Here is a 25,348-nt window from a genome sequence, read left to right as displayed (position 1 = left end):
GTAAGGCGAAAATGGATGGTATCAATATGGTCGCAATGAATAGTTGGATCATCGATAACGACATTCTACAAAATGTGCAAAGCGGGATACGAACGGTTGAAAATACAACCTGGGGCAGCGCGATTGTTGAAAACCGCATACAGAACAACGGGGCAGACGGTATCACGGATGGCGCAGGATTCAACCTCATCCATAACAATGATATACGCAACAACCATAACAGTGGCGTGCATGAACATGCTGGCATCGGCTACGCAGGTATCATCAAGAACGTGCTCGCCCACAACCTTAAGAATGGTGTCAACCTGAACACGAATGGATCGATTGTGAGGAACAGTGTCATTCAGAACAATAAGCGAACAGGGATTCGGATTCAAGGTAACGTTAATACGGTGGAGCAGAATAAAATCTCGAATAACCGTCACTATGGTATTCTGCTGACAATGCAGGCAGAGTGCACCCGACGGCGTCCGCATTTTACATAGATAGTGTTGTTTGCCCTTTTGTTAATGACCAAGGTTTGACCAAGGGAAAGGTTGAATGGGGATGGTGTTCATAGTTGCATGACCACGTGTGAAGTTACGGGTCTGACCAGTAAACATTTGTACGGCGGATACCATAGCTTATCCCTCCTTTCACATGTAGTACATGCAGCAGGGATAGAGTTTGTCTCCGCATGACTCGGATGGATGAACACATTTGGGAGGGTGACACGAATGCAGTGGCTGAGTGAGGCCGCTGATGAACACGTGTGACCAAGTCCCGCTCTTGTGTGGGTGTTCATCAGCGAGCTCGCATACACGGTAGTCGAATGGTGATGAAATGAATGAGCAACTAACCCTAGATATCGATGGCGGTTGTATCAGTTTGATAAGTGGTGTCGCGGGTTAGTGTAAAGTGAGGGGTAATGGGACAACCATTGCCCTTTTCTTTAAAGATATAAAATTAGTTTGAGCTAACTATTGACGTTAAGCGTGATTAATTATTAATATAGGAACATAAAAGATGACTGATGTAGTCAACTTTATTTTCGGGAAGAAGAGGGAAGCCTTGATGAAGAATTCTATAGTCAAGACCAGTCTTGTATGTGTGGCTGGAGCAGTACTCATTACCGTATTGGTATGGCAGGCTATTACATCGGCCGGGGATCCAGATCCAACTGCTCATGGGATTTCTCCAACCGCAGGAATTATTGATACAGGCGTTCTTGTTTACCGCGAGGGATTAGAGTGCATTATGGTTCTTGCCGCCGTAATTGCAGGACTGGTACGTACACAAAAAGTATATTGGAAGCCCATCGCTGGGGGAGCTGGGATAGGCTTTTTGACTACATTAGTTACTTGGTTTATATTAGTTGGAATTTTGGCACTAGTCGCCGATACCACCTCAGAAAATAACATTCAGGCGGCGACAGGTCTACTGGCAATCGTAGTACTTCTGATTGTTATGAACTGGTTTTTCCACCGTATTTATTGGACGGGATGGATATCATTTCAAAATCGCAAGAAAAAACAGTTAATCACATCTATCGAATCTGCGGAAGATGATAAACTTCAAACGGTAAAGTCTGTAGCATACAAGGGACTCGTTTTGCTTGGTTTTGCCTCCGTTTTTCGCGAAGGATTTGAGGTAGATATTTTTCTACAAAGTATTCGTATGCAGGTTGGAACGGCGAATGTTGTGTTGGGAACGGCGTTCGCTCTGGTACTTATTGCGATAACGGGATATTTTACATTCATTGCCCATCAAAAACTGCCCTATAAGAAGATGCTTGTGTTTACTGGAATTATGTTAGGATTCGTCTTTGAAATCATGGTTGGGGAACAGGTAAATGAAATGCAACTTGCCCATTGGATCCCCACGCATACATTTCCCGTGAATATTCCAGCTTGGGCAGGAACATGGTTCTCGGTCTTCAACAATTGGGAAACCATTATCGCTCAGGTAGCAGCCGCGATTTTCGTGATTGGATCTTACTATGCAGCCCGCATGGAGAAGTTCAAGCCACGAAAGACCGCGTCCCCCTCTGGCACTGCAATTAGTGCTGATTCTTGAGGGAGTGTGCGTCCATCCGCGCATTAGGGCTTGTAGTTTAATAGCTTCGAAAATCAACAGTAAAATAACGGTAGTTCAACGCTTTTTATAAATACCAAGACCACTTTCGACGAGATAAACGCTAGGGATAGGAAAATTGCACGCCTTGCTTCTGGTGATGGAGTGGAAGTAATGCAGCAAGTTCGAGTCCCAAACGAAATCTTAAATAATGGTAAAAACCCCAATGTATTATGGGAATAGGCACTACTCACGAGAGACGCTTACTGATGACGACTCAGCAGGCGTCTTTTTGTATGCCATATAGTGAATCTCTATAACACCATCCTCTCGTAATTCCGTGCGAAAGGAGTGGTTTAACAAGACAGGCCCTGTAGTCATCGAGATTTACAGAGCCTGTCCCCTTTAGTCACGAACCGTGACTATATATATTTCGTCACTAAAAGTGGGGTGAAAAGATGTTAAAACGACTAAGCGATATGAGTCCAGAAGAGCGCGAACGATTCCTTGAATGGATCGCTGAACAATCGGATGAAGAATCAAAAGAGGACGTTAAGACCGCCTAAGACATCAGGGCGTTTTTTTTATTTTGAGACATGTGTACGTACATCCACACAATCACCATATTGTCGCTACACGGATTCAATCTGTACTCAATATACGGCTCGTATGCTTGAACAGAAATATCGGGAAGGGTGACATGAGTGGTCACCATGGTCGCAGACGTAGGTGGGGTTTGCGACTAGGAATCATTTTTGGAGGGATGGCCATGGGTGACATGATTGTTGCAGTTGGATGCGCCATCTTCATATTGATGGCGATTGCGGGGTTCAAATCAGAAACGATATCTTGAGTAATTCATTGGAGTACGTGTTAGCGGATTGTGGGATGTGCTGAAGGTACTCCAAGTTGTTCGATAGTTATGTTCGATTCCAACATTGCCCAGAGAAGCTAATTAACGAATTTCGGAGGCCACGGACGACGTCTCTAGTACGATGCACGACGCACAGAATTCTCCTGTAAGTGTCGGACAGGCTACGACAACCGCTGTATTGTAGATGTGACGTCTTCGACGCAGGCAATATGGAATTAAAACTATCTCCGAGAACGATACGTAAATCCACTTTGCCGCGCCCGTCAGCCTCCCCAGAGGCGCACACCTAACGCAGATAGGACGGCCTTGTGCCGCCCTTTTCTGCGTTTGTACTCAATTTTCTCACGTGCTTTCATTTTGCCCTTGCAGAAATGTAGGGGCACTTTTTCTTGTTTCCAAAACATCTACACATAAGCTTAACGATAGTTCCACATTCAACGTGGATAATGATCTTGCGGCGGTTGTTTCCGCCGCTTCATGATACCTTCTCTCAAGGGTGGCCTAGTGACCTAGGTTGCCCGCCTTTTTTACAATAATAGAGCTTGGCTCGATCCAAAAACACACTATACAGTCTGTTGTAAATATATGAACAATTATTGTGGGTGATATAGTCCATGCTGTTTACTCCGATTAAACCGATGCTTCTAACTCTGAAGTCAGAAGCATTCGACGATGAACGATATATATTTGAACCGAAGTGGGACGGCTGGCGTATCCTGATCCACAAACAGGGTGATCGTGTTGAAGCGTTTACGAAGAATGGGGGCAATGTCACCGCTAAGTTCCCTGAACTCGAGATGGTGCGGCATGCAATCAAGGTCGACACCGCCATTCTCGACTGCGAGGGAGTCTGCATCCGCAATGGCCGATCTATATTCGACGACTTTCAGTTCCGCGGTCGCATTCCAGACAAGCACCGTATCTCCCAGGCAGTATCCACGCACCCAGTGACCTTTGTGGCCTTCGACGTGCTATATGATGGACAAGACCGTACCGGACTACCGTTGAGTGAGCGGAAGAGGATACTGACAGACACCATTGATCCGTCCGATGTGATTGTGCCGACGATGGGTGTTCGAGGTGATGGTATTCGGTTGAAGAAGGGTACCGAGGCGTGGGGTTGGGAAGGCATCGTTGCCAAACAACTCGACTCCAAGTACACGATGGATACTCGGTCCACACAGTGGATTAAGGTGAAGAATTGGCGGGAGATCGACACCGTCATTCTTGGGTACCGATTGAATCCGCAGTTTGGTCTTATTGTGGGGCTTAACTTCCCAACGGTGCAGAACAAGCGGGTCGCGACTGTGGAGCTTGGATTCAAACCGGAGGAGCGGCAAGCGTTTCTCGGCATTGCAAAGTAGTTGCATACATGTGAGGAGAAGGACGTTCAGTGGATCGAGCCTAGGCTATGCTGCAGAGTGCAGTACTTAGAGCGAACGCATTGGCACTATCTAAGGAACGTGTCGTTCAAGGGATTTCTGTTCGATAAGCAGCCAGAGGAGTGCCGGTGGGGAAGTTGACGTTAGAAGGACGACCGAGGTCGTCCTTCTCTGAGGGAATTTATTTATATGAGACGACCAACGCGTCTGCCAGATTGCGCCCAGGGCCACGAGGTAATGACCATTAAAATACAGGCCTGTTGAACTGCCGCCATCAAGATTCATCGTTAAATATATATAAGTAGTATAAAACATTGAAAATAAAAACCGGTATCTTCAATTACCAAGTAATTATCGATACAGGCTCTCTCTTATTTCTTAATCGCAATGACCAGTCAATATCCGCCTCAACTTCGCTCATATCTCCCAAAAACGGACAATAATTTTGATAATTAGATATCACGACTCGACAGCATCTCCCTTGCAACGTGTCGTATCGTTGCCTCGAGGACTACGTTGGGTTCTGTGGACGCCCGGCACTCAGGGACAACTGTCTGAGTGCAGTCGGGTTGAAAGTCTCTACAGAGATCGACGGCGTCCATCCATGTTCTCGGATGGTGGTGATTACCGACAGAATTATATATATCGGTGAATTGTTTCTATCATCGATTGGATATGAGGGAGGAAAACTCATGCAAAAGACGATTTTAACCACCGCCGCAGCCGTACTTTTAGCCTGCAGCCCGCTGTTCGTCGTGAATGCATTCGCAGATGATACATCTACCAGCAGCACACCGACATCCACAACCGGCACGAGTAGTACCACGGACACAAATACGGATGGGATTGACACCCTGCAAGGAATCGATACGTCAGTGCTTCGTCCGGGCGCTGATCCGAACAATCCGGACTCGTACGCCTATCTGCCGCTAGGCATGTCCATTCCTGTCGCGGGACCCAGAACGGAATGGCCGGCGGTACCATCGGTTTCAACGAGCACCTCACCCTCGTCCGGATCGACTTCAAACACGACCGTACAGGTCGCACAGGCACTCAGCGCACCGAACCAAAATGATCCGAACACAGAGCCCGACATCGCCCTGGGAAAGCCGTACACCATTGGTACTCAGTGGCCGGACGCGACCTTCGCAACGGACGAAGCCTCATTTGCTGATAAAGGGCAATTGACAGACGGACAATTCGCGACATTGAGCTATGAGGATCCACAGTACACCGGATTCCTCCGGCAAGGCGGTAGGAGTATTACCGTGAACCTTGGCAGTGTGCAAGAAGTGGACAGCGTGTCGCTGGACTTCATGCAGAACCTCGGCGCTGGTATCGATTTCCCGGAGAGGGTTACATACTACGCCTCTGACGATGGTACGACGTGGCACAAGCTCGGTTCCGCAGTGACCACTCAGGGTGGTGGCAGTTATGTGCCGCAAACGCAGCCGTACACCATCGACACGCACGTCCAGGCGCAGTACATCCGTGCGCAGTTTGAAGACAACGTATTTTCTTTTGTCGATCAATTTTCCGTGTATGGCCCGGCACAAGGGAAGGGCCCAGGAGGTAATAACGGCAATGGCAATCCACTGCCGGGTCCTGCACTTTCCACGATGATGGGCAATAACTACCTGTATGACCCCAGTGAGCCCAAACTGTTGTCTATTCAGCAGGAAGTGCAGACGTTTGCCTCGCCGACCGGTCCGGCAGGTCAGCCTGGTCCGGATCAGGGACAATCCATGTCTGCGCTGTCGACGCTTGGACTTCCGATGGGCCCTTCCAGCGCGAACGCACAGACCGGCGGTAACCCGAACAGCACACTGCCGAATCCAGGATACCTGACGTCCAATGACCCCGGGACAGACGGCATCAAGAATCTGTACCTGGCGTATACTGGCGCGCCGAATAATACCGCCACTGATAGTGTCGGTAGATATACGGTCAGCGACTGGCTACCATACGTTGCTCAGTTAGACGCGAGCGGTAATCCTCAGGGCTGGTTGTTTGACGGGGTATTGTTCGGACCATATGGAACGCCCCAAAACACCACTACGATCAACAATTGGTTGACTGACCTGTTCTCGCCGAACATCAACCTGTCCGCATTGAACCAGGCCGTTGGACAGTTGAAGCAACAATTGAACGACCCCAACTATGTGGAAAAAGTCGTCATCAATATCCCGGGGATGGATGGGATTACGCCCGCGAATGAATCGAACTATGGCTCCATTGATTCATCCGGTCAGAACATCGACCTGAATCCCGCGGACGTGGGAGAAGTGCAATCCGAACTGAACAAATCCAAAGTCATTCGATGGTTCATCCAGACAGTCCTGAACGACTGGAACAGTGCAGGGTTGTCCAACCTCCAATTAGCCGGTTTCTATTGGCAGCCGGAGTCGATTAACGCCGCTGATCCGCTCGAACCGTCATTGATTCAGTACACCGCAAATGTTGTTCATCAGAACGGCTACAAATTCTTCTGGATCCCGTTCTATGGAACAAATTACGGCCTTGATGAATGGCGGCAGCTGGGCTTTGACGATGTCACCAGTCAGGCAGGTGTCGCGTTTAACTTCAGCATCAATGCACAAGCCCGCTTGCAGTCGGTTGCCCAAATGGCGCAGTTCTACCATATCGGTCTTGAAATGGAGCAGCCTTATAACACCATGTCATCGAACACTACAGTTGCACAGAATTCCTTGAATCACTTCTATGACTACTTCACTGGCGGATATGTGTATGGCTACGAGGGGAATGCGGAGAAGACCTGGTACATCAACGCGAAGGGTCTGACCGGGCCGTACCAAAGTACAAATCCGTTCTACCATGCACAGTACGATAATGTGGTGAAGTTCATAAACGGCCAGTGGACGGGTACCACCTTCTATTGATGACATGAGGCATCCCAACTGATTTTTAAGGCCACAGTGCCGTGGATAAACAAACCTTGTTTATCCCACGGCACATATTATCTTGAAGTTAATTCGCTTCTGGGATTTCCTACACCCAATTAGCTGGGCTGGAGTATAAAGTACAGCCACTTCACCCCCGTGGCGGATACGGCGCAAACCCCATGTCCTTAGAAACCAGCTGCCACACGTGATTCTGGATGTCGAACAACGGTGGCGTATTCCCCACCACGACGCGATTGGTCCCCATCTCTACCTTGACCTCGATGACGTGACCAGCCGAATCCACGAAGCGTAACGTGGCACCCCCATAGTACATGTTGGTATCGTAAAGCACGTCGCGGATATCCACAGGTAAAGCATTCACTGCGTGAACAAGGGCCATTACAAGATGGGATTCCGATACCGTCCGCTGAATCGTAGGTGACGGGCCACTTGTCGACGCTGGTTCGTATTGAATCTCAACCTTCTTCACGTCAGAAGAAAGCAATGAAGCCTTACTGCGAGGCGGTATCGTCGCATCCGTGACGGTATAATAAATCACTGTATCCTTGGGCTTATTTTGCAGGTTTCGAAAGTCCAGTGTGACGTCGAGACCGGAGTCATGTTTCGCCACAAAATCCAATTCTACACTCTGGCCATCCTGTCCATTTGGATTACTTGATTGTAACCGGTACCCATGTTCAGGCATACTGGCCAGGTACCATGACTTGACCTTATTCAACTCGGCCCGCACGACAAACCTTGCCGACCCGGCCTTCAAGTATTGCGATGTCGACGGTCCGTAAACAATGGTGGTATAAGACTGCTTTCCCGCGCCTGGGTACAACGGAAGCCGCAGTGATTGAGTATCGGAGACAGTGGCTGCATCGGCGATCGCGATACAACTCGGCACCATCTGCACCACGGGAGCGGCTCCGGCTACAGCGAGAAAGAAGCCTGCCGCGGCTGACATTCGCCGGAATCGATTCTTCGTTCCCTCAAACTTCATTCGTACCACCTGCTTATATCAAGCTAATGTTCCCGATTGCCGGGTTACTGTTGCTGCCAAGCAGTGCCATGACAATCATCATGGGTTCACGTCGACGGGTGTTTCATACCCCCAGCCTATTATACAATTCGGAGGTATCGTGACTTTTTCGTCGTGCAGATCAGTGAACAGCGGCGAGTATATGTTCCTTGATCTTTTGAAGTGTCTTCGCCCAGTCTTCCTGTGGATTATCGATTTTAACGACATTCGCGGCAAGATTCTTAAGAATGTCGAGTTCGCCTCGCCTCCAAAACCTCGATGTACCCATCCAAATTACGCTGACGTGGACTGCTATCTGTTATCCGCAGTAATATGCCCATAGCATCCATCATCACTTACGTTCATTGTCAGAGAGAAGAGAAACCGCTGCAAACCCAGTTTATAGGGCCAAATATCCAATAGCGATATGTAATGACCGTAACAAATTTGACGTTCCAACACCCAATAATGTTGCGAACAAAATCAAAGAATTCGCGATGGTTGTCTTCATGGTTTGGATCCTCTTTTTTAAGAATGCCACAATAACCCATGTATTAGCGTCGATGGAGATAGCAAGGTACGGATTTCGCACAGGCCAGAAATACACAGCTACGCCAACGATACAAGAAACAATCGTGGCCAGCGCCCATCGCCAATGTCTCCACGTCATCCACTTACCACCTCTTTCACATGAACAGCGCCACTTGCCCGAGAACTCACGTTGGACTGTCGCACCTATTCATTGCAAACATATAGGTTATATATATTTTTAACAGAATATCTCAATTCTCAAAATCCTCCCACTGTTTTAGCAAACAATTAATTTGTTTCTGCCAGTCGTTTTGAGAGATACCTGACACTTTAAGAGCGTGTCCGAAAAGCCCGCAATTTTGAGTAAATAGCAAAACGCACCGATCCGCAAAACTGGTAAAATTGAAGGTATCCAGCCGTCAAATTTTCCAGTTCTGGAGGTGCGTTTTTCCATAGATTTGCAGTTAGACCTGCTTCCATACGCCTATTATAACACGCTTGGCTTCGACCCCGAACTCGTTGATTACGTAGATCACATTGACGACTCATTCCTGGACCTGCTCGTCGGACCCCTGTACGACAAGAGAGGACGCAGACCCGCATCTCCAATCGCCTATTTCCGGATGCACTATCTGTATTTCACTAGGCCGGAGATTACCTCATTCCGTCAATTGTGCAAACAGTTGCGAGACCCAAAGAACCAGGCGTGGCGCAGCTTCATCGGTGTACCCAATCCAGCAAAGGTTCCGTCACACCAGAGCCTGAGTGACTTCCGTAACAAAGTAGGGCCGGACGTATTCGAACAAATTCGTGACGAGTTTATACGTCAATCCATTCACATGGAGGGATTCATCCAGGACACCCTCGCCGCTATTGACTCTCGTCCGATTTACGCCAATGTCAACGGATACAAGAAAAAACGCTGCGATTGTGAGGTTAAGTCAGTTTGCACATGTGAAAAAACGTTTTCTGACCCGGACGCCACCTATGGGGCACAGCGCAGCAAGGTGAACCAGAACCGTTTCTTCGTTGGTTACCGGAAGCACTCGATTGCAGTAAGAACATCTCAAGGACCTGTGGCCTTGTTGTCTATCCTTAAGCCTGCGAATGTGGGCGACATTCGAGTGATGCTTCCACTGATAGAGAAACTCCGGCAGATTAACGAAATGCGCACTCAGTATCTCGTTGCCGACATGGGTTACATAGATGCGGATGACCAGAAGGAGGCATACCACAAACACAGTATGGCTGTGGTTACAGGGTTTCGCAGTGGTATGGTGATGCCAGAGGAATGTAATGAACATGGGCAACCTGAGTGCGAACAAGGCGAACGACTGATTTGGGATGGCTTTGACTGGAAAACGGCCACTTCCTGGTTTCGTGGGGACTCAGAGAAATGCCAGTCATGCCCGCTATCCGGGGTATGCAGCAGGCAATTCGAATTTTCCTTTGACGACAAACCGATTGCATACGGCCCGGTGCCACAAGGCACCATGCTGCATGCCCAGATGCTTGATTTCAGAAGGCAGATTGAGCTGTCCTTTGCGCAAGAGTCCAATGAGTTGACAACAGTTATGAAACACAAGAAGGTGCCTGTACGAACAAACAAACGAGTACAGTCCTTCTTCACCATGCAGGATATATTCCAGCTCATGCAGGCGAGGATAGGTCACATTCGAGAGACCATGCTGCCTGATGACCACATAGAGCGAATTACACAAATGTATACAGTCCAGGCCGAGCAATTGAAACTCGATATCGCTGCATAGGCAAGCAGAACCTGGAAAATAAACAAAAGCCAATGTTACTGACAAGGGGTTCGTGCGCCCATTTTCAAGGGTGAGCAGGCAATGTGTTCCCATACGGAGGCATTCACCAAATTACCAAGTAAACTTATCCCATATCAGGAAGCCTGTATTCATGTATTTGGCTAGACATTTACTCGAATCGGATGCTTTTCGGACAACCTCTTTAACTATCTCGTTAAAAAAAATCAGGGTTCAACGTACGTAAATAGACTAAATCACGTTTATCCGATATCTCATTAAATACCTCACCCAATTCGGAAACCGACAAAGAATATGCGTCCTTACACCTTTCGGCAGTTTGGTTTTGCCCAGATTGTCGGTACAGCGGTTCTGCTTTCTGAACAACACTACGAAACGATTCGACTGTGTCGAAGGTCGGACATTCCAGTACCATTCGTTCAACCACGTCAGGATAACGATTGGCGTATTCAACCGCAATATATGCTCCGAAGGAGTGGGCAATCACCCCCCATTTGTTTATTCCGAAGTGCTGCCTGATCTCTTCACAATCTGTAACAAGGTTCTGTGGAAGGTATCGGTCTCCAAAATCACGTCTAAACATATCCGGGTTTTAGAGTTGCCGAAGGAAACGTTACGGTGAGCGGGGTCAGAGACATCCGGTGAACCCGCTCGTATTCACTGGTAAACATTTGAAAATTTTAGGCTAATCCTGGGGTCCCGCAGCATGGCCATATCTTACCTTGATGGGCGGGATGCGGACTGTAAAAAACAACCTTCTGTGGTCTTGTAGCCCCCGTTTCTGGTCTCGTTTTACCACCGCGTAGCGGTTTCGTCCAACAGCAAAATTGTTTCTTGGCTCAAGAGCTGGTGGTTACCTTAATAAAATTTCCGAATAATAAATATACACAAAAGATATTGACTGTTTTAACTAAAGAGGCTAGACTTCGATTTAGTCATAGTCGATGACAAATATAAGTTTTATGTCGGAAAACATAATAGGAGGTGGATTTCGACATGAAGCAGGTGAGAGTCGCAATATTGGGACAAGGACGAAGCGGACGTGATATCCATGGGTTTTCATTAACTAAAATGCCTGATAGGTATAAAGTCATAGCTGTTGTTGATGAAGTTCCAGAACGTAGGGCTCGAGCGGAACACGAATACGGATGTTCATCCTATGGTGATTATCACGATTTCATCCAACGTGATGACATTGACCTTGTTATCAACGCGTTACCTAGTTCATTTCATGTACCAGTTAGCCTCGAGTTAGTGAGGGCAGGATTTAACGTTCTTTGTGAAAAACCTTTAGCTCGCCGTGTTGGGGACGTAGACAAACTGATAGAGACTGCTCAACAGTCAAACCGGGTTCTTGCGGTCTATCAGCAGTCACGGTTTTCTCCGGCGTTCATGCAGATGAGGAAGGTGATAGCTTCCGGTGTACTCGGCCGTATCGTTCACGTGAATATCTCATTTAACGGATTCGCGCGGCGGTGGGATTGGCAGACGTTAAAAAATAAGAATGGAGGGAGCCTGCTAAATACGGGGCCCCACCCGCTTGATCAAGCTTTGCAACTATTTGGTATGGACGTTATGCCGCAATTAGCGTGTTACATGGATAGCGCGAACTCGTACGGGGATGCGGAGGACTACGTGAAGCTGGTTCTATACGGACGTGATAGGCCGATCATTGATGTCGAGATTTCTTCATGTGATGCGTATCCGGCATTTGTTTATCGTGTGCAAGGGACGCGGGGAGGGATGACCGGGAATACAACACATCTTGAGTGGAAATATTTCGACTCGGAAGAAGCGTCTAAACAAGCCTTGATCAAGACACCGTTGCAGAAGAGTGATGGCACACCTGCATATTGTCAGGAAACATTGCCATGGAAGCAGGACAGTTGGGATATTAGTGAAGATCAAGGTAAAAACCTGTTTCTGACGATGGCTATGTCGTATTACTCTATGTTGTATGACGTTTTGGTCCATGGGGAACGTTTGAAGGTAACCTTAAATGAGGTACGTAGGCAAGTGGAGGTCATCGAGGAAGCGTTCCGGCAAAATCCTAAGTTTAATATCTGATTCGATACCATCTAACAGATATCAATTAGATTATCCGCCAGCGGTTGTATGATTAAAACTAAGGAGGTACGCTGCGAATGCCTACCCAGAATCTCAAGATTGGGATGATTGGATTAGATACATCGCACGTAATAGCGTTCACAGATTTGCTGCATAACGAGCAGCATTCATATCATGTTCCGGGTGGCGAAGTTGTTGCGGCCTACCCCGGTGGATCTCCGGACTTTCCTGCGAGTTCTTCCCGTATTGAGGGATTTACCACGGAATTGAGGGATAAATATAGGGTTCGTATTGTTGACAACATAAGAGATATTCCTGAGACTTGTGATGCAATCCTGTTGGAGTCCGTAGATGGCAGGGTACATCTGAGTCAATTCCGGAAAATTGTTGAATTCGGCAAACCCGTATTCGTCGATAAACCATTTGTATTGACCAGTCATGACGCGAAAGAAATGGTTCGGCTCGCCCAGGCGTATGGAACTCCTTTAATGAGTTGTTCCGCTTTACGATTTTCTGAGGCTCTCATCTCGGCACTAAGCGTCAACAATGGAGGGCGCGTTACTGGCTGTGATACGTTTGGTCCCATGGCTATTGAGCCAACCCAACCAGGGGTGTTTTGGTACGGCATACACTGTGTGGAGATGCTGTTTGCAGTATTAGGACCCGACTGCGTCAGCGTCAGGGCGATCACGAATGAAGATTACGATGAAATTGTCGGCGTGTGGTCTGATGGTCGTATAGGTACAATACGAGGCAATCGCATCGGGAATTCTCAATTTGCCGCCATCTTACACCGAGAGAAGAGCATTCAATATGTAGACATCTCGGGTTGCGACAAACCGTTCTACGCTAGTTTACTGGAGAATATCATTCAGTTCTTTCAAACTGGGGTTCCGACCTGCGATCTTGAAATGACCTGCCGCATTGTGCATTTTATGGAACAAGCGAACAAGAGTCGGCCCAGTGGAGAGATACTGAGCCTGATCTGATGCTTCGATAAATGAAATGTAGATAGTCGTTGATATAACTCTAGAGGGATGTCATCTTGTACGTTATTACTTTGCCAAGGGGTAAAATATCTGAATAGTTTTACTTTCGCATGGGTATTTGGAATAAAACGGGTTTAACGGACACGTATTGGCCCTTGATTTTCCCATCTTTTTTCGGAAGCGCCTATTTCATTTTCATGCTAAGACAATTTTTCATGAGTATACCGAATGACATGCTTGAGGCCGCCGAGGTGGATGGGGCGGGGTACTTCCGAACTTACTGGCAGATAGTATTGCCATTAGCGAGACCTCCCTTAACCACCGTCGCAGTATTCACATTCCTGTGGAATCGGACGGATTTCCTGGCCCCACTGATTTACATTAATAAGGTTAGGTTTATTTGTGAACATCATTCCGGTTTGAATTTTAACTTGAATGACTTGCATCCAGGAGCACGATATTGTCTTGGGGCATTAAAGGCGGAAAATCGGTTCGCTGGACTAGATACTTCGTTTGATGGCGCACTGTTAATTGGGTATCACGGGATGGGCGGAACGAAGAATGCAATTCGAGATCATACATCAACGCACTGGCAGTATGTCACTTTAAATGGGTCACCCATCGGGGAAATCGGCCTCGATAGTCTGTTGTTTGGCTTAAAGGGCGTTCCAGTATTACTTGTGACAGGTGATGAGAAAACGTGTCAGGAAGCATCTACTGAATTGGGAGAGCATGTTCATACGTATGTCACGAAAGTCGGCTTTGGTCGGCATGCTGGCTTAGTAGCGGCCCCTCGTAAGATTTATGTAGATTATGGAACGGTTATTCAACAAGCCATTCAGAATCGCTTACAATGCAAACCGTATGTAATGCAAGGACCCTACGAACTCATGATCCACTTTTCCTCCGAGCATTTTGATGGATTATAGGAGGTGTTCACCTTTGATTCTTAGTAGACTCGGAATCATTACGGATGAAGTGTCAGATAACTTTGAAGAAGCACTGGAATGGGCGAATTCTCATCACCTCACGCACGTGGAACTACGGACGATTAATCGCAAAAATATCACATGCCTATCAGATGAAGACATTGAATATGTTCTCTCATTATTACAGAAGCGGAGGTTACAGGTGAGTTGTATTGCATCGCCGGTTTTCAAGTGTTCATTGAATCCTGAACGTCCCGTTTTAAGAGGGGATACATTTGGATCCAATGATGAGGATACAGCGAATCATTTTAACAAACTTCGGCGTGTTATTCGACTCGCAAAACAAATGAATTGCAAGTATATACGGGTGTTTTCATTTTGGCGGGAAGAGCGACCACAGGACTATACAAGTGAAATCGTAAAATATTTAAGGTGCGCAGCGGAAATTGCGCAGGAAAACGGTGTGGTTTTACTCCTGGAAAACGAGCCGACTTGCAATGGTGGATTTGCAGAAGAAGTTGCGATGCTTGTACGAACCGTAAATTCCCCGGCGCTGCGTGTGTTATGGGATCCTGGTAATGAGGTGTATGGTGGTCGACAAGCGTACCCCGAAGGATATAAATTCGTAAAAGATTTGATTTCCCATGTTCATCTCAAAGATGTGGGGCACGACAGGGAGCAGCATGTTCAATGCCTTCCTATCGGCCGTGGATTGGTCCCATATGTTGAACACTTGATTGCTTTGCAAGAACACGGATATTCTGGCCTGTTTACACTTGAAACACATTATGTACCCTCCAACGGTACACGAAAACATGGAAGTGAGTTGGCTCTAGAGGGCATCATAGGGATTGATAAACACATTACATCATGGCAGTCTCACTAGAGACGTAACATTCAGTTACTTCTTCTTGGAGGTTGATGACGACGAAAGGCACCGCTGTCTTACGAGTACACAACGAGAAACGAATCATGTCATTCCTACGCCAAAACAAGACGACCTCCCGTCAGGCGATTGCGGATTCGTTAGGGATCAGCAAGAATACCGTCTCCATCATCATTGAGAAATTACTAAAGGAGGGTGTCGTATCAGAGAGCGGAATCGACCAGGGTGAAGTTGGCCGACCTAGAATCGAATTGTCTCTAATCGCAAAGGCATACCAAGTAATTGGGATACTTATACGGGACACATGCTGTGAAATTGTCGTCACCGATTACAGCGGAAACATAATGGAGTCTGAGGCGGTAGAGGTCAATGCCAAAATGGCTAGTCTATGCCTGAATTTACTCGCAGAAAGATGTCAGAGACTGATTCGGAAATATGATAGAGTGATTGGGATAGGAATAGCCGTTCCAGGATTGGTGGATCCGACGTCTGGGTTGGTTCACTATTCGACCCACTTGGAGTGGGAAGGTATACCTGTCATGCAGGTGATCCAGCAACACGTTACTCCAATTCCAGTAAGGGTTTTAAATCGTGTGAAGGCTGCATCTCTGTCACGATTCAAAGTGACACCTGATAACTCGTCGAGTACGTTTTATATTCGAGTTGATGAAGGCGTAGGCGGCGCGTTTGTCATTGGAAATGAGATTTACCATGGAACAAGTTGGACAGCTGGGGAAGTGGGGCACTTACCCGTTGCAACGGACGGTCCACGTTGCATCTGCGGACAACATGGGTGCCTTGAAGCACTCGTGAGTATTCCAGCAGTCCGTCGACAACTCAAAGCAAGAATACCTGACCGGGACATCGACATTACTGCTGATGGAATCATCATTCCTCCGTCTCTTTCGGACTATCCTGAATTTCACGCTGTGATGGACGATGTGGGAGCGTATGTAGGCGTTGCACTGTCTACGGTTATCAATCTACTAAATCCCCAGGTTATCGTCGTGGATAGCCCTTATAGCAACATACCAACGTTCGGTTCTGCAACTATCAAAACAGCCGGTACCAAGGCACTTCAGTATCCATTGAAAAATACACAGATTGTTTTTGTAAACACAGTTCATTCATCAGCTATAGGAGTTGCCCTTGCTGTAATCTTAGGCTTCGAAAATACGTCTGGTGATGCGTAAAACCTGCCCGATGGGCAGCTAAACTGGCCTATTGATGCCTGGATGCATGTCAGTAACAGTAAATTCCGTGAGGTGATGGATATGTGCGTCATTAAGAAATTTGATCGATTAAACGTGAAAATTCTTCGTGACAGAGCTTCCTTGGGAGCCGTGGCGGCAAAGGAAGTTGCTGAAAAAATGAAGTTGATTCTGTCTCAAAACGAAGAACTACGTATGGTGTTTGCCGCGGCTCCTTCTCAGAATGAATTTCTGAAGGAATTGACGTGGCATAAAGGAATCGACTGGAATCGTGTAACAGCGTTCCACATGGATGAATATGTAGGACTTCCCGACAAAGACCCAAGAAGGTTTAGTCAATTTTTGATAGAAAGGCTCTTCAAATATGTAAACCCAGGAAAAATTTATACAATTGATCCGATGCAGTCCGCTAACGAAGAATGTCATCGCTATGGTGATCTTATTGACCGAGCACCTATCGACATCGTTTGTCTTGGTATTGGTGAGAATGGCCACATTGCGTTCAATGATCCCGGTGTAGCAAATTTCTCAGACCCTCACGTTATGAAAGCGGTTCAATTAGACATCGACTGCAGAATGCAGCAAGTGCATGATGGCTGTTTTCCAGACCTTGATTCCGTTCCCCTCCATGCTCTGACCCTTACAATTCCTACTTTAATGTCAGGTCACCACTTATTTTGTATGGTGCCTGGGAGTACAAAACGTAATGCGGTAGAACGAGCATTGTTTGGTTCGCTGTCAACAGAGTGCCCTGCATCCATTTTAAGAGCACATCTCGATTGCAACCTGTATCTTGACTTAGATTCTTGTGGAGACGTCGGACATGAATTTTAAAAGTGAAGGTTCTAATAACTTTTCAATTGAAGGACTGGATTATCGTACAGCAAGCCCGATTCGTATCACAGTGCAGAATGGGCGTATTGTTAATGTACAAACTCTTAAATCGGTAAGCTCCTCCCTATGGATCGGGCCTGGTTTGGTAGATTTACAAGTGAACGGGTTCAATGGCTGTGATTTCAATACCTATCCGAATAAACCTATCAAAGTTTATGAAGTGACGAAAGCTTTATGGGCACATGGCGTCACAGGTTATTTCCCGACCATTGTGACCAACAGTGATGAAGCCATCGAAAGCGCCATATCCTCAGTGGCTGAAGCACTTCAACAATATCCCGATATTCGGCAAACGATTCGTGGAATTCACTTAGAAGGTCCCTTTATTTCCTCTTTAGAGGGTCCGCGTGGTGCACATGATGTTCGGTACGTAAAAGCCCCAGATTGGGAACTGTTTCAGAAATGGCAGGAGTTGGCGAATGGGCTCATTAGATTGATTACCTTATCACCAGAATGGGAAGGTGCGGTAGACTTTATCCGGCGATGCACACGGAGTGGTGTCAAGGTCGCGATCGGTCATACAGCTGCTACAACCAAAGAGATTTTTGACGCAGTTAACGCGGGAGCAAGCTTGTCTACTCACTTGGGAAATGGTGCTCATCCGCTCTTACCGCGACATCCGAATTATATTTGGGACCAGCTAGCGAATGACGATTTGTATACTTCCTTTATTGCGGATGGATTTCATCTTCCTCTTTCTGTGATGCAGGTCATCCTGAAAGTGAAACAGGACAAGGCAATGCTCATAAGTGATTCGGTTTGGCTCGCTGGCATGGAGTCAGGTTCGTACAATACACATATTGGTGGTCGGGTGGTATTGACGCCCGACGGCAAACTTCACCTTGCTCAGCACCCAGACTTACTAGCTGGGTCTGTTCAGCCACTTATTCAAGGTATCGACCATCTGGTTCGAACGGGTTTGTGTGACCTTCGACAAGCTTGGGAGATGGGCTCCATTGGCCCCTCCAAATTCATGGAATTCGTGACGCCCCTAGGTTTCTTCCTTGGTGCACCGGCGGATCTAGTCATATTTTCGAGGGAGAGTCAGCAGACGAGGATCGTCCGTGTGTTTAACGGCGGATCCCAGGTCTACGAGAACCTCCAGGGGTAGAGCCGACATTTTAACGAAAATATACGATAATACATTTATTGGATCGCGGAAGCGGATTATCTCTACTCTAAGGATGTCTCTGATGTATGAAATGCGAAGAAAACGCGGTTCATATATATACCGCGTTTTGGATATTAATTGGTATTTGATTGGGGGCCTTTATTGCACATTCGCCCCCTATAGCGCAATAAACATAACATTGACCTTGTATTCGAGGCATGTTGCCTACCCTAACCCATCAAGATGACGCCATGTGAAGTGGAAGAGGTTATCTTCATCTGGCTGAGAACTCGCGCGCTTGAAACCCGACGACTCTAAGCAACGTATACTGCGATAATTGTCAGTTTCCACACTAGCCGTAACTATCAAGTCTTCCGAGACCATCTTATCTAAAGCCATCTGTAGCATTTGCTTCGAATACCCACGTCCCCTGTATTGCGCTGCAATTAAAAATGCGACGGCAGCAGAGTGGTTATCGTATATTTCTAACATGACCATTCCGATGGAAGTTCGATCTAAACATGCCAATGACACAAAGTAATGCTCATTATTCAGGACGTGGTCAAACCACGTCTTTAAATTATCTATACTGATACGCTTCTTTGTATCCTTATCGTCAAACCAGGTCTCGATGACTGGCAAATCCACGTCGGTCATCGTCTTAAGTGAAAGACGCACAACGCCACCTCCTACCTGGGCACCTATCTTGAAGTAAGCTGCCCCTTCGTTGAATAAGGCAGTGTCATTATTAGAGGATGTTCATGCAGTACGATACTGTCGATCTTATTGGATTCATGCCCCCAACAACAACAGAATGCTACTCATTTATTCACTGAACACCAAAAGAAACTCTACATCATCATGGACATCTGCGAATTCCGGAGTGTCTAAAAACATGTGTTTGTATCTAGAACGAAGCCCTTGGTTTCCTTTTGTGGTCTTCTGAGCCATATGTAAATGATGCATGGTTTTTGATCTGTTTTTTTCGGTTGCCCATACACACATCGCGTAAAAGTAATGGGTTACTCCAACTCCCTGATTGGCGATTGCATATTCAAACAAGGGCAATGCCTGATCATAGCGCTTTTCCCACATTAGACAGCATCCAACTTCATGAGCCATATCACATATTTCGTCAATGTTTGCAAACTCTCCACGCTCGTAACGCTGGGCACGATCCTGTATCATCGCGGTAGCCTCCGCGATGATTTCGTCATATTTATCCCACTGGTTTAGTTTGCTGTACAGACCCAACTCGTACGATTTCAGACGAATCGAAAAACGATCATACTCAGTCCACAATGGATCTTCGTTAATAATGCCGCGATATCGTTCGATCTCTGGAATCGCAGGTTCATATTTATGTAAGTACTCTACTAGCAAGCCAATTGCTGTCTCCATATAGTAGATTCGGTCGCAACGATTTGCTACTTCAGGTACGACCTTCGACATCGAATCGTGGTATATTTCAAACCACATCTCAGTCATTCCAAGTTCGAACCATCCCTCCGCTTGTGTACTATCAGACATCACTTTTATCCAGTACACCGGTTCCATATGTGACTTAGCCCAAATCAAGAATTCTTGGTGTTCCTTAACCATTTCTGTATAACGCTTAAGCAAAGCGAGATTATCGACTATTACCCATTTTGCCCAGAACTGATCGTCAAGACTTCCATGTCCACTGCGAAGAAATTTACTCATCACATTTATTCTCTCGGCTAGTCCGTTATCCCCTAAATAACCATATAGCTTGTAGGCAAGTCTTACTGTTTTAATGGGGTAGTTACCGACAATCAATTCCGCTTCAAGTAAGTCACGAGCATGAAACAATAGGTCGTTGTGGTTTTCTAAGGGATGAGCCTCGGTTTTCTGTATAAATTCATCAAGGACTGAAGACGCATTCATTCAATCACCTCCAATTCTTTTTCTGTCATCAAAAACGCTGGTTTTTAAAGGAGCGTATTGCATTAAACTGCCCGAGAGCGCTACAATGGATACCCTGAAACGGCTGTACTTTCATACAGAACTTCATTTCGCGCGCCACTTCGATTAACCCTCTCTTTGTTAAATAACGGTTCCTGTGGGTGTCAGTCATTGAACCTCCCCATAACAACGGTGTTGTAGTATTTACCGTCTGAAAGGATTTTGTCGTTTCTCAATATACCTATTTCAAAGCCAAATCTTTTATACAGCTCAATGGCTCTAGTGTTCGTCTCTAATACATTCAGCGTGATCTTCTTGATATACCGTTAGAGTCAGCCCAGAGATGGACTCCTTCAGGAGATTTTTACCGATTCGGTATCCCCAAAAGTCCTTTAGTACGCACACTCCAAATTCCGTTTTGTGGGAAAATCTCTTCAGACCGGTGCCTTCGCATCTTGAAAACCCGACGATACGATTATTGACCGCAACCAAAAATAGGTTTCTTGGACTGACCGTGTCCATATGTATTAAATTATCAAATCCGGGTACATCGATGAAACCTTCCCCTTTTTCTCTGTCCAGGTTTTCGGTCTCTCCATCAATCTGTAGCCTTAATTCGGACAATTCTTTCCGCATCGTTCTTGACCGCAGATCTAATAGTGTAAGACAGTCCATGTACAAGAAATTCTTGACGTTCAATTATCATTTCTTTGTCCCGCCAATACAGTCAAATTTGAAAAACAAGTAGAGCATATATTGAACTCTTCTGAACATCTTCGAAATGGATGCTATACAGTTGCATCGTCAATCGAACAGCGGCCTGGCAAGCTTGAGTCTTTCTGTGTTGTCAGGCGCTGAGGCGTTATACTGTTGCGGCCGCCTCCACTAAGCAATAACACGGATCAATTGGTCCGCGGTTTTTACTTACGTCAACATAAGGGTTGGCCGATTGACAAACACTTTGAGTGACTACGAAGACTGTTATGTACGGCGCTACCGCACACCAATATGAGCGGAAATAGCCTACTCAGTCAAAGCGCCGCACATGACGCGGCAGAGAGTAACATCAATCTCTAAGATAGAGGCAAGAAACTCGTTATTGAATACGGAGGAGATGCGCTAAATGAATGCAATAGATCTTTACGAACAATGGGTAAAGAACCCGGAATTACCGAAGGATCTTCGCAAGGATTTGGAATCGATTCGCGGAAATCAAGCAGAGATTGAAGAAAGGTTTGCTCGGCACCTTGAGTTCGGAACGGCCGGTTTGCGTGCAGTCATGGGTGCCGGCCTCAATCGGCTCAATATTTACACGATTCGCCGGACGTCGTGGGCGCTCGCAGAGTACATCCTGCGTCAAGGACAAGATATCGCACGGCGCGGTGCGGTCATCGGATACGATTGTCGCCATCGTTCTAAAACATTCGCGGAAGAAGCCGGACGGGCCATGGCTGCCGTGGGTGTTCCGGTGCATGTGATGCCATATTTGTGCCCGACCCCGGAAGTATCGTTTTCAATTCGGCACCTCGGGGCAGCGGCCGGTGTGATGATTACGGCAAGCCATAATCCTCCTGAGTATAACGGATACAAGGCGTATGGGCCGGATGGGTATCAATTGCTTCCGGAAGATACGGAGAAGATTCGGAATATCATCGCAGAAAATGACGATATTTTCGAGATTCCGGCGCTGAACCTCGACGAGGCAGTTGAGCGTGGATTGTTCGCATGGATGGACCCCGAGGTCCGTAAGGCGTATCTACAAGCCGTGGTGAGGGTGTCGAAATTCGAATCCATCGCGAGCGAGCAGCGGAAGGCACTCCACATTGTCTATACGCCGCTGCACGGTGCGGGAAATATACCAGTTCGGGAAGCGCTCAGGGAGGCAGGGTATGACAATGTACAGGTTGTGACTGAGCAGGAGATGCCAGACGGTGATTTCCCAACGGTAAAAAGTCCAAATCCAGAGGAGCCCCAGGCGCTGGATCTAGGGATTCGCCTTGCAGAATCCGTCCATGCAAGCCTCGTGATGGGAACAGATCCGGATTCGGATCGCGTAGGCATTGCCGTGCAGGGGGGGGAGAACGGATACCAACTTCTCACCGGGAACCAGGTTGGTGCCCTGCTCGCGGACTTCATCATCCGAACGCGCAAGGCAGTAGGCCGCTTGCCAACCAATGGCGTGATTTTCAAGACTATCGTTACGTCAGACTTGGGCAAGGCCATTGCTGAGGCACATCAGGTCTCAGTTCACGAGGTGCTAACAGGATTCAAGTACATCGGCAGTGGGATTACGGAGGATGAGCAGACTGGGGCAAATACGTTCTTACTGGGATACGAGGAGAGTTATGGTTACTTAGTGTCCCCGATTGTCCGGGATAAGGACGCAGTCCAAACTTGTCTAGCCATTGCCGAAATGACTGCTGCGTGGGCATCACAGGGAAAGACATTGCTGGACGCCCTGAAGGAGTTATTTGAGCGGTATGGTTATTTTCGGGATGAGCTGTTTAGCACGATGTTTGAAGGCGGAAACGCACATGAACAACAACATAGGGTAATGGAGAAGCTGCGTCAGCATCGGCCGGAGGTAGAGGGACTCGTCCTGGAGGCGGTCGAGGATTACACTGCAGGCACGCGCGTCTGCATACAATCGGGGGCCAATAAGGAAGAAAAAGTGGAGCGGTTAACACTGCCACAGTCGGACGTGCTGAAGTATCTGTTCAATGATGGCTCCTGGATGGCGGTTCGGCCGTCAGGCACGGAGCCCAAACTCAAGATCTATCTATCTGTCCGTGGAGATAGTGAAGCGGATTGTCAAACCAAACTGCAGAGACTCAAGGCCGCGATTGAACCTCACGTGACGGCGGCGGAGAAGTAGACAGTAATAAGATGAGCGACCGGCCGATACCATCTTCTTATTTGTTTTGTTGAACATCGTACTCGCGGCAATTGTAAATCTAACATTGAGATTCCTAATCCGGTTTGTGTGAAGTTTTAAGTTCAGCCTTACATACAAGCGACAAGTCAACTGTCGGGCATTACTGTCGTTTAGTGAATGATAATGACGCGTGGGTCGTGGTTTTGTTCTGATACGGATAGCCGAATCGAACCCGCGTCCCTATTTTCATGAATTTTATCTGGTAGACTTGCTATTGCACATGCCCGGATGTTGAATATCGCTATATTGGTGAACGTTGCATGTTCATGCAACGATAAGGCTTATACCTGAATCCGTGACGTCTGTAGAGACTGGTCAAGGTAGTTTTGAACATGACTCCAAGCGTCGGCGAGCAGTCAACAGAGTGGTTCATTTTTGCAGAAGAGAGGAGTCTGTGAATTTGTCCACAGGTGAATAACCCCTTCGTTTCAGGGATGCATTCACATGTGGATACATCGGACGCTCTTTCCCTTCTTCATCCAAATGCTTCGTATAGTCGCCTAAACACGGGCAACCACCGGTTACCTCGTCCGAATCGTAGCCGTGTCTGCCTCGCGTGTCTCGTCATTTTCGCCGCAAGCGTGATGAGATTCTGGATCACGGTGCGTATGCGTCGCCTCTCTGCTTTCTTCCGAATCGGTGCATCCTGCTCTCTCAGGCTCTCCTGTCCGATGATGCGCAACAGGTTATATGCCAGTACACCAAAATGCAAGACAAGGTCGTTCGTTGCAAACTTCCCCGAGGGCAACCGTTCCAAATCTAAATCTGTCTTGATCTCGCTATGAAATTGCTCCATCGTTCCATGTGCATGATACAGGTCGATGATCACCTCTGGAGCCTCTGGCAAGCTCGTGACGTAGACGTTTACCTCAATGCTCGGGATGAGTAATGCTTGACCGTCGCTCTGGATCGTGCGTTCAATCACTTCAAACACCATCCGGACCGGTTTTTCTAATCCCTTCATTGGAGACAGGATGGACCCTCTGTACACCTTCTTCCCTGCACGGGGCTCTGTGTAGGTACCGTGTTGCTCAGCCGTCAGCAACCACGCATTCGGGTTCTCCTTACGTAGGTTCTTCTTCACGATAAAGTCGGCCGAGGTTTCGTCGGCCCTGCATACGACTAAGTTTTCTACGCTGTCATTTCCCGCATCTAAGCGTACGAGTAGGCGCTTGTCCGAAATTCGTTGAGCATAGCGGATACTCTGAGCCAGAAACGCGGCGGTCCCCTTTTGACAATGTGTACTTCCCGTTCGGAACTCTACGTGAACGGCGTATCCTTCCTGTCCTAAGTAAGCGAAAATCGGCGCGTATCCGTCGCACCCTTTATAGGTACGAGACACGCCCTCCTTCTTGGTTCCTGAGTTGTCAAATGGGGATACATCAATGTCAAGCGGTAGATATTCACGATGCCCATCCCCCAGTACAATGGGTGCAAGGTACACGCCCACCTTGCTCAATAGGTCAGCTGATTCTTCGAGGATAACCGATTGCCAGTCACATTTTTCTTCGGGTGCTACGAGATCCAGGCGTTGGCGTAGTGTTGGACTCGACGGTACATTGGAAATGGTCAGCGCTTCAGGGAAGAACTCGTCCTGACGCAACGGCTCAATGTGGTCAAAGTCGCTCTTCCCCTGACACAAGAGGCCCAGGTAGGCGTAGGCAACATCTTGATTCGAAATTTCCGTATACGCGCGCCCTGGGACAGGGAGGGCATTGAGACGTGCGGATAGTTGAGTCTTGCCAAGGAGCAGTCCAACCAGAGCAAGTCCAGAATGGGATGTCAATATTTCATCTGACTCTTCGATCACAAAACGCATGAAGGCACCACCAAGTAGGTGAGGTAGA

The 25,348-nt window shown here is 47.3% G+C and carries 18 protein-coding genes and 1 pseudogene; 13 read left to right on the top strand and 6 right to left on the bottom strand.

The annotated features are described in order from the left end of the window. The first annotated feature begins 26 nt into the window (after positions 1-26). From NZD89_RS20205 to NZD89_RS20190, 4 genes are all read left to right on the top strand, one after another. Positions 27-485 carry a right-handed parallel beta-helix repeat-containing protein gene (locus NZD89_RS20205; protein ID WP_268004518.1) on the top strand — a complete coding sequence of 153 codons (459 nt, stop codon included), beginning with the start codon at positions 27-29 and terminating at the stop codon, positions 483-485. A gap of 520 nt (positions 486-1,005) precedes the next feature. Next, the gene (locus NZD89_RS20200; protein ID WP_268004517.1) at positions 1,006-2,055 is read left to right on the top strand and encodes an FTR1 family iron permease; all 1,050 of its coding nucleotides are present in this window, start codon (positions 1,006-1,008) and stop codon (positions 2,053-2,055) included. A 1,485-nt stretch (positions 2,056-3,540) separates the two neighbouring features. Continuing rightward, positions 3,541-4,290 carry an ATP-dependent DNA ligase gene (locus NZD89_RS20195; RefSeq protein WP_268004516.1) on the top strand — a complete coding sequence of 250 codons (750 nt, stop codon included), beginning with the start codon at positions 3,541-3,543 and terminating at the stop codon, positions 4,288-4,290. Positions 4,291-5,000: 710 nt separating this feature from the next. Next, positions 5,001-7,208, top strand: a complete 2,208-nt coding sequence (locus tag NZD89_RS20190; protein ID WP_268004515.1) for a DUF4855 domain-containing protein — start codon at positions 5,001-5,003, stop codon at positions 7,206-7,208. Between the two features lie 151 nt (positions 7,209-7,359). On the opposite strand, the gene NZD89_RS20185 is transcribed toward NZD89_RS20190, so the two are convergent. Beyond that, complete coding sequence (locus NZD89_RS20185) at positions 7,360-8,217, bottom strand: hypothetical protein (RefSeq protein ID WP_268004514.1); 858 nt, start codon at positions 8,215-8,217, stop codon at positions 7,360-7,362. A 989-nt stretch (positions 8,218-9,206) separates the two neighbouring features. Here NZD89_RS20185 and NZD89_RS20180 point away from each other — a divergent pair. After that, positions 9,207-10,535 carry a transposase gene (locus tag NZD89_RS20180; protein ID WP_268003901.1) on the top strand — a complete coding sequence of 443 codons (1,329 nt, stop codon included), beginning with the start codon at positions 9,207-9,209 and terminating at the stop codon, positions 10,533-10,535. 214 nt (positions 10,536-10,749) lie between these two features. Here NZD89_RS20180 and NZD89_RS29790 read toward each other — a convergent pair whose 3' ends face one another. Beyond that, positions 10,750-11,136, bottom strand: coding sequence for an alpha/beta fold hydrolase (locus tag NZD89_RS29790; protein ID WP_369125213.1), 387 nt, complete (start codon positions 11,134-11,136; stop codon positions 10,750-10,752). Between the two features lie 413 nt (positions 11,137-11,549). Here NZD89_RS29790 and NZD89_RS20175 point away from each other — a divergent pair, with 413 nt between their 5' ends. The 7 genes from NZD89_RS20175 to NZD89_RS20145 all read left to right on the top strand — a co-directional run bounded on the left by NZD89_RS20175 (position 11,550) and on the right by NZD89_RS20145 (position 18,640). Next, on the top strand, positions 11,550-12,620 hold the full coding sequence (locus NZD89_RS20175) for a Gfo/Idh/MocA family protein (protein WP_268004513.1): 1,071 nt from the start codon (positions 11,550-11,552) through the stop codon (positions 12,618-12,620). Positions 12,621-12,697: 77 nt separating this feature from the next. Further along, positions 12,698-13,609 carry a Gfo/Idh/MocA family protein gene (locus NZD89_RS20170; RefSeq protein WP_268004512.1) on the top strand — a complete coding sequence of 304 codons (912 nt, stop codon included), beginning with the start codon at positions 12,698-12,700 and terminating at the stop codon, positions 13,607-13,609. 110 nt (positions 13,610-13,719) lie between these two features. Next, complete coding sequence (locus NZD89_RS20165; RefSeq protein WP_268004511.1) at positions 13,720-14,538, top strand: M55 family metallopeptidase; 819 nt, start codon at positions 13,720-13,722, stop codon at positions 14,536-14,538. A 13-nt stretch (positions 14,539-14,551) separates the two neighbouring features. Further along, the gene (locus tag NZD89_RS20160; protein ID WP_268004510.1) at positions 14,552-15,424 is read left to right on the top strand and encodes a sugar phosphate isomerase/epimerase family protein; all 873 of its coding nucleotides are present in this window, start codon (positions 14,552-14,554) and stop codon (positions 15,422-15,424) included. A 35-nt stretch (positions 15,425-15,459) separates the two neighbouring features. Beyond that, positions 15,460-16,617, top strand: a complete 1,158-nt coding sequence (locus NZD89_RS20155; RefSeq protein ID WP_268004509.1) for an ROK family transcriptional regulator — start codon at positions 15,460-15,462, stop codon at positions 16,615-16,617. Positions 16,618-16,698: 81 nt separating this feature from the next. Then, complete coding sequence (locus tag NZD89_RS20150) at positions 16,699-17,469, top strand: glucosamine-6-phosphate deaminase (protein ID WP_326492865.1); 771 nt, start codon at positions 16,699-16,701, stop codon at positions 17,467-17,469. Beyond that, a complete protein-coding gene (locus NZD89_RS20145; RefSeq protein ID WP_268004508.1) occupies positions 17,459-18,640 on the top strand; it encodes an N-acetylglucosamine-6-phosphate deacetylase in 1,182 nt (393 codons plus the stop codon). Before NZD89_RS20150 ends, NZD89_RS20145 begins: the two co-directional genes overlap by 11 nt. Before the next feature lie 225 nt (positions 18,641-18,865). Here NZD89_RS20145 and NZD89_RS20140 read toward each other — a convergent pair whose 3' ends face one another. The 3 genes and pseudogenes from NZD89_RS20140 to NZD89_RS20130 form a co-directional block, all read right to left on the bottom strand. Then, complete coding sequence (locus NZD89_RS20140; protein ID WP_268004507.1) at positions 18,866-19,318, bottom strand: GNAT family N-acetyltransferase; 453 nt, start codon at positions 19,316-19,318, stop codon at positions 18,866-18,868. Positions 19,319-19,465: 147 nt separating this feature from the next. Further along, entirely contained in the window at positions 19,466-20,548 is a 1,083-nt protein-coding gene (locus tag NZD89_RS20135; protein WP_268004506.1) for a hypothetical protein, read from the bottom strand. A gap of 182 nt (positions 20,549-20,730) precedes the next feature. Further along, a pseudogene (locus NZD89_RS20130) lies at positions 20,731-21,272 on the bottom strand (GNAT family N-acetyltransferase). 417 nt (positions 21,273-21,689) lie between these two features. Here NZD89_RS20130 and NZD89_RS20125 point away from each other — a divergent pair. Then, a complete protein-coding gene (locus tag NZD89_RS20125; protein ID WP_268004505.1) occupies positions 21,690-23,441 on the top strand; it encodes a phospho-sugar mutase in 1,752 nt (583 codons plus the stop codon). A gap of 535 nt (positions 23,442-23,976) precedes the next feature. Here the strand turns inward: NZD89_RS20125 and NZD89_RS20120 are convergent. Further along, positions 23,977-25,320, bottom strand: a complete 1,344-nt coding sequence (locus NZD89_RS20120) for an IS1380 family transposase (RefSeq protein WP_268003751.1) — start codon at positions 25,318-25,320, stop codon at positions 23,977-23,979. Positions 25,321-25,348 lie beyond the last annotated feature (28 nt).

The sequence above is a fragment of the Alicyclobacillus fastidiosus genome, from assembly GCF_026651875.1.
Taxonomy (GTDB): Bacteria; Bacillota; Bacilli; order Alicyclobacillales; family Alicyclobacillaceae; genus Alicyclobacillus; species Alicyclobacillus fastidiosus.
Note: the sequence above shows the minus strand (reverse complement) of the source record. Positions and strands in the feature narration are given on the sequence as shown.